Origin of the sequence: Limnobacter alexandrii, from assembly GCF_005871185.1 — a bacterium.
GTDB classification, from domain to species: domain Bacteria; phylum Pseudomonadota; class Gammaproteobacteria; order Burkholderiales; family Burkholderiaceae_B; genus Limnobacter; species Limnobacter alexandrii.
In genome coordinates this window covers 470,486-476,575 of record NZ_SWKN01000007.1, presented here as the reverse complement: position 1 = coordinate 476,575, position 6,090 = coordinate 470,486, and the positions used below count along the sequence as shown (strand labels likewise).

The window sequence follows — 6,090 nt, the reverse complement described above, 5'->3', positions numbered from 1 at the left end:
GTCTGTTTCTCTCAGGATTCGAACAATCTGCTCATCGCTGAATCGGGCTCGTTTCATTTCGTCTCTCGCTGCGTTGAGAGACCATTGTAGTTAAGTCACGCTGGATCGAAAAATCCGGGGCAGGTCACTGGACCTACTGGAAAGTGGGCATTTTGATGTTTGTTTAAAAAAATTGGAGATGTGTCATGGTCAAACTCGCGTTGTTCGTTCGTCTTGAAGCCAAGCCAGGTAAAGAGAAAGAGGTAGAGAACTTTCTACTAAGTGGTCTACCCCTTGTTCAGGCAGAGCCAGCTACTACAGCTTGGTTCGGTATTCGCTTGGGGCCATCAACCTTTGGCATCTTCGATGCATTTCCAGATGAGGCCGGGCGACAAGCTCATCTTTCCGGCAAGGTGGCAGCTGCGCTGATGGAAAAAGCGGGTGACTTGTTCGCCACGCCGCCATCAATCGAAAAGGTCGATGTTCTTGCGGCAAAGCTGCCTGGCTGACCAGGCCCACCACACAATTCTAAGGACCGACTTCAGGCATGAGTGACGAGTAATCGAATAATCCCATGCATGGAGTCACGCTAGAAAATCTCGTCGTGAAGCTTGTTGAACACTACGGCTGGGATGGTCTTGCCCATCGAATCAGAATCAACTGTTTCAAGAACGATCCTTCCGTTAAAGCGCGGTGTAATCACACCAAGCAACCACCACCCCGCAATTTGTAACCTCCCGTTCCTTCTCTTTAAGGTGCCTTTTTAAATTCGTTTAAAAGGTGCCGCATGGCTGTTATCCCCAACCAGATTAATCACGTTCAAGTTCGATTTCTGTCATGGATTTGATAAAGACGTGTGGTCAGAAATGAATAACAAGCTGCGCTTTGGCTTTGATCTCACCTCGAACGAATCCCAACCTTCCCAGGAAGTTTTTTCAGGTTAATTTGAAAATCACTCAACAAGGCATAGAGGAGTTCGCACTTTTACAATAGCTGACGACCTTGACACCTGAACTGGTGCGATTAGATCTCCAACGCTGAAGGGCTCAAGAGTGAGCGAACCTACAATTTAGCAGTCGCTCAAAAGTCTTGTAATCTCGAAGTTGATCATCTTCAACTTCCAGTCAAAGAGAACAACGCCCAAATGGTTCAACCCGCAAGAAAAGAGTGTCTTGTACAAAACATCAAGACCTGCAAATTCGTAGTACTTGAAAACCCGAATGCAGACGGCTCTGAGCCCATTTATGAAATAGCTGCGTTCTCTGCGGTTTCGAGAAACTCAGCATTGATTGATCGCGTGGCCCGCGAGCTAATGCTGGACGGTCGGTTGATACGAGCCATCATGTATATGGAAACAACTCACGGTTATTACGATGCGCCGTTGGCGATTCTCGGGATGAACAAATCTGTTCTTCCGATGAATGTGAACGTGGAGTACTGGGGTAGCACATTTGGTAACCGCCAAGCTATGAATGATCCGTACAAGAACATCAGAGCTGGCGCAGAAATTCTCAAGCGGATTACCGCAAATGTTCCTCAGGGTACTTCGGTTCGTCACATAGCTACTTTGTACAACAACATCAATGCTCAACGTGTGAGTGATTACGGCGCCCGCGTAGAAAAAATCTATCTAGCACAACCATGGCTTCGGAAGGCAGAAAAATGAAACTGCTTAAAGGTAAGGCATTGATTGTGGCCCTGGCATGTGGCCTCGTTCTGGCAAGCGTGATGATCGCTCTGGGTTTCTCACACAATTCGCAGTCGGAGTTTTATCTTTCAAGTGGCGGTATCGATTACAAATACTCTCTTGGCCTCTTCAGCCTTTGGTTTGTAATTGGCGCCATGGGAGGATTGTTGATGTATTTGTTGTTCAGCTTTCTGATGAAACTTTTCTCCCGATCAAAGTTGAATAACTTCTGATCAACTAAGCATGTAATCGTTCCAACAAAAAAGCCAGGCACTTTTCAGCACCTGGCTTTTCCATTTCTAACTGCTAAACAAACTTAAGCAGCTTTTACCTTCAAGCGCCATGCGTGCAGCAGTGGCTCAGTGTAACCGGCAGGTTGTTCCATGCCTTTGAACACCAAGTCGCATGCAGCCTTGAACGCAGCTGATGTTTCAAAGTTGCCAGCCATGGGCTTGTACGCGGGGTCACCAGCGTTTTGCTGGTCAACCACAGCGGCCATGCGCTTCATGGTTTCCATTACTTGCGCTTCAGTCACGATGCCGTGGTGAATCCAGTTGGCAATGTGCTGGCTGGAAATACGCAGTGTGGCGCGGTCTTCCATCAGGCCCACGTTGTTGATGTCGGGCACCTTGGAGCAACCTACACCTTGGTCAACCCAGCGAACCACATAACCCAAAATGCCTTGGGCATTGTTGTCCAGTTCCTGCTGCTTCTCTGCATCGCTCCAGTTGGTGTTGGTGGCCACTGGCACTTGCAACAGGTTGGCTAGAATGCCTGGGCGTTCTGCATCGGCATCAATCTTTTCCAGCTCGGCTTGAACAGCGGCCACGCTCACCTGGTGGTAGTGCATGGCGTGCAGTGTTGCAGCCGTTGGGCTGGGTACCCAAGCAGTGTTGGCACCGGCTTTGGGGTGGCCAATTTTCTGTTCCAGCATGGCCTTCATCAGGTCGGGCATGGCCCACATGCCTTTACCAATTTGCGCGCGGCCTTTCAGGCCACAGCTCAAACCAACCAGCACGTTGTTACGCTCGTAGGCGGTAATCCATGCGCTGCTCTTCATGTCGGCTTTGCGAATCATGGCACCGGCATGCATGGCGGTGTGCATTTCGTCGCCAGTGCGGTCCAGGAAACCTGTGTTAATGAAAGCAACACGGCTGGCAGCAGCAGCAATACAGGCCTTCAGGTTAACCGATGTGCGGCGCTCTTCGTCCATAATGCCCAGCTTCACGGTGCTGTCGGGCAGGCCCAGCAGCTTTTCTACATGGGTGAACAATTCGGCAGCAAAGCCCACTTCAACAGGGCCGTGCATCTTGGGCTTCACGATGTAAACAGAACCTTTGCGGCTGTTGCGAATGCCGTTCACGCCATTGCCTTTCAGGTCATGCAGTGCGATGGTGGTGGTCACAATCGCATCCATAATGCCTTCGGGAATCTCTTTGTCACCGCCCCACAAAATGGCAGGGTTGGTCATCAAGTGGCCCACATTGCGCAGGAACAACATGCTGCGGCCATGCATGGTTACAGTTTCGCCATTCACGCCGGTGTAAACACGGTCAGCATTCAAGCCGCGTGTGAAGGTTTTGCCGCCTTTGCTCACGCTTTCTGTCAGCGTGCCTTTCAAAATACCCAGCCAGTTTTTGTAGGCCACAATTTTGTCTTCAGCATCCACTGCGGCAACAGAGTCTTCCAAATCCAGAATAGTGGACAAGGCTGCTTCCAGCACCACGTCGGCCACACCGGCTGCGTCGCTAGAACCAATCGGTGTTGCGCGATTAATGATGATGTCGGCGTGAATGCCGTTGTTCACCAGCAATACGGAAGAAGGTGCTGCTGCATCGCCCTGGTAACCCACCAGTTGCGCAGCATTCTTCAGGCCAGCAGTGCTGCCATTCTTCAAGGCAACTTGCAGCTTGCCACCGGCAATAGCGTAGCCAGTTGCGTCTTTGTGTGATGCGCCTTCCAAGGGGAAAGACTGATCCAAAAAGTTGCGTGCAAACTCAATTACTTTTGCGCCGCGCACGGGGTTGTAGCCGCCAGCGCGTTCTGCACCGCCTTCCTCGGAAATAACATCAGTGCCGTACAGGGCGTCGTACAGGCTGCCCCAACGTGCGTTGGCTGCGTTCAGGGCGTAGCGTGCGTTCAAAATGGGCACAACCAACTGGGGGCCAGCTTGTGTGGCCAGTTCGCTGTCTACATTGGCGGTGGTGGCTTGCACTTTGGCAGGCTGTTCAACCAGGTAACCAATCTTCTTCAGGAATTCCTGATAAGCGGCCATGTCGGTGATGGGGCCTGGGTTGGCTTTGTGCCATGCGTCCATTTCCAGCTGAATGCGGTCGCGTTCAGCCAGCAGGGCGGCGTTCTTGGGTGCCAGTCTGTTGACGATTTCATCGAAGCCTTTCCAGAAACCAGCTTGATCAATGCCGGTGCCGGGCAGCACTTCATTGTTGATGAAGTTGTACAGGGGGGTGGCTACTTTCAAGCCATGCACGGTGGTGCGTTCTGTCATTTTGAAACCTCGAGCTGTTGGAATGGGTAATTAGCCCATGATTGTAAAGGAATTGGGTGTCATTCTGACATGCTTGGAATCGTCACAAGCGCGGGTGATTGGTCATTTCATCTTTAACTTTTTTGCAAAACTCTGGAAAACCCCAATCCAATGATTGCAGCGCAGCCCACCAAGCGGTTTCTGTGATGGTTACTATCTAGAAATAAACTCGGGGTAGACATGCGGACTTTTGATTACATTGTGGTGGGTGCGGGCACAGCAGGGGCTTTGATGGCGAACAGGCTAAGCGCCAACCCCAACAACTCAGTGCTGTTGCTGGAAGCGGGCGGCAAAGACAATTACCACTGGATCCACATTCCCGTGGGTTACCTGTATTGCATTGACAACCCCCGCACCGATTGGCGTTTTAGAACCGAGCCCGATGCAGGCCTGAATGGCCGCTCGCTGATTTACCCGCGCGGTAAAACCTTGGGCGGTTGCTCCAGCATCAACGGCATGATCTACATGCGTGGCCAAGCCCGCGATTATGAAAGCTGGGCCGCTCAAACCGGCGACGAGGCCTGGAACTGGAACAATTGTTTGCAAGACTTTTTGGCCCATGAAAGCAACTGGCGTTACGACAACCCGCATGCCGAGTTGGCCGACACCGACCTGCCAATGTTTCACAGTGGCCAAGGAGAATGGCGCGTAGAAAAGCAGCGCCTGCGTTGGGAAATTCTTGAAGCGTTCTCACAAGCAGCACAACAGGCGGGCATACCCGCTAGCGACGACTTCAACCGTGGCAATAATTTTGGCGTGGGCTACTTTGAAGTGAACCAGCGCAGCGGCTGGCGGTGGAATACATCCAAGGCTTTCTTGCGCCCCATTATGAAGCGCCCGAACCTGACCGTGTGGACCAAGGCGCAAGTGAAAAATTTGATCATTGAGCGAAACCCAAGCGGCGAACTGGTGTGCAATGGCGCGCTGGTGGTGAAGGGCGGTGAAGAGCTTACAGTGAAAGCCGTGCGCGAAACCGTGCTGTGCGCCGGTGCTATTGGTACGCCGCAAATACTTGAGCTTTCAGGCATAGGGCAGGGTAGCTTGTTGCAAGAACACGGCATTGAGGTAAAGCTGGACAAACCCGGCGTGGGTGCCAACCTGCAAGACCATTTGCAGATTCGTGCCGTGTTCAAAGTGCAGGGCGTTAAAACCCTGAACACGCTGGCCAACAGCCTGTGGGGCAAAGCGCAAATTGGCATGGAATATGTGTTCAAGCGCAGCGGCCCAATGAGCATGGCACCCTCGCAACTGGGCGCATTCACCAAAAGCAGTGCAGACCGGCCATACCCCAACATTCAGTACCATGTACAGCCGTTAAGCCTGCCCGCATTTGGCCAGCCTTTGCACAACTTCAATGCCTTCACGGCCAGTGTGTGCAACCTCAACCCCAGCAGTCGGGGTTCGGTTCACATCAAGAGTGGGAATTTCTCTGAAGCTCCCGCCATTACACCCAATTACCTCAGCACTGCCGAGGATCAGAAGGTGGCCGCCGATTCCCTAAGGGTGACGCGCAATATTGCGCAGCAACCCGCATTGGCCAAATACAAGCCTGAGGAATTCAAGCCCGGCGTGGAATTTCAAACCGACGAGGAATTAGTGCGTTTGGCAGGCGACATTGCCACCACGATTTTTCATCCGGTGGGCACGGCAAAAATGGGTGCAGCCAACGACCCGGCTGCGGTGGTTGATTCGCGCTTGCGAGTGATTGGCGTGAAGCATTTGCGAATCGCCGATGCTAGCGTAATGCCCACCATTACCAGTGGCAACACCAACAGTCCTACGCTGATGATTGCCGAGAAGGCCGCGCGGTGGATACTGAACGGATGACTCAATTCTGGTGAGTGGTTTGGTCTCCCCTGTTATTGCGGGTAGTCTTGAT

6 protein-coding genes are annotated in these 6,090 nt (G+C 52.2%); 5 read left to right on the top strand and 1 reads right to left on the bottom strand.

Going from position 1 to position 6,090, the window contains the following annotated elements; genetic code table 11:
- Positions 1–185: 185 nt before the first annotated feature.
- The 4 genes from FCS97_RS09630 (at position 186) to FCS97_RS09615 (ending at position 1,899) form a co-directional block, all read left to right on the top strand.
- Complete coding sequence (locus FCS97_RS09630; protein WP_138518211.1) at positions 186–488, top strand: putative quinol monooxygenase; 303 nt, start codon at positions 186–188, stop codon at positions 486–488.
- Between the two features lie 65 nt (positions 489–553).
- Positions 554–712 (top strand): VF530 family DNA-binding protein, encoded by a 159-nt coding sequence (locus tag FCS97_RS09625; protein WP_138518210.1) that lies wholly within the window; start codon positions 554–556, stop codon positions 710–712.
- Between the two features lie 411 nt (positions 713–1,123).
- Complete coding sequence (locus FCS97_RS09620) at positions 1,124–1,645, top strand: lytic transglycosylase domain-containing protein (protein WP_138518209.1); 522 nt, start codon at positions 1,124–1,126, stop codon at positions 1,643–1,645.
- A complete protein-coding gene (locus tag FCS97_RS09615; protein ID WP_138518208.1) occupies positions 1,642–1,899 on the top strand; it encodes a hypothetical protein in 258 nt (85 codons plus the stop codon). Before FCS97_RS09620 ends, FCS97_RS09615 begins: the two co-directional genes overlap by 4 nt.
- Before the next feature lie 83 nt (positions 1,900–1,982).
- Here FCS97_RS09615 and FCS97_RS09610 read toward each other — a convergent pair whose 3' ends face one another.
- The gene (locus FCS97_RS09610; RefSeq protein WP_138518207.1) at positions 1,983–4,172 is read right to left on the bottom strand and encodes a malate synthase G; all 2,190 of its coding nucleotides are present in this window, start codon (positions 4,170–4,172) and stop codon (positions 1,983–1,985) included.
- A 219-nt stretch (positions 4,173–4,391) separates the two neighbouring features.
- Here FCS97_RS09610 and FCS97_RS09605 point away from each other — a divergent pair, with 219 nt between their 5' ends.
- Positions 4,392–6,038, top strand: coding sequence for a GMC family oxidoreductase (locus FCS97_RS09605; RefSeq protein WP_138518206.1), 1,647 nt, complete (start codon positions 4,392–4,394; stop codon positions 6,036–6,038).
- Positions 6,039–6,090: the final 52 nt, after the last annotated feature.

What these genes read in the sequence shown, in the direction of transcription:
- FCS97_RS09620 (WP_138518209.1), top strand. Translation starts at nt 1,124, where the DNA reads ATGGTTCAACCCGCAAGAAAAGAGTGTCTTGTACAAAACATCAAGACC.
- FCS97_RS09625 (WP_138518210.1), top strand. Translation starts at nt 554, where the DNA reads ATGCATGGAGTCACGCTAGAAAATCTCGTCGTGAAGCTTGTTGAACAC.
- FCS97_RS09630 (WP_138518211.1), top strand. Translation starts at nt 186, where the DNA reads ATGGTCAAACTCGCGTTGTTCGTTCGTCTTGAAGCCAAGCCAGGTAAA.
- FCS97_RS09610 (WP_138518207.1), bottom strand. Translation starts at nt 4,172, where the DNA reads ATGACAGAACGCACCACCGTGCATGGCTTGAAAGTAGCCACCCCCCTG.
- FCS97_RS09615 (WP_138518208.1), top strand. Translation starts at nt 1,642, where the DNA reads ATGAAACTGCTTAAAGGTAAGGCATTGATTGTGGCCCTGGCATGTGGC.
- FCS97_RS09605 (WP_138518206.1), top strand. Translation starts at nt 4,392, where the DNA reads ATGCGGACTTTTGATTACATTGTGGTGGGTGCGGGCACAGCAGGGGCT.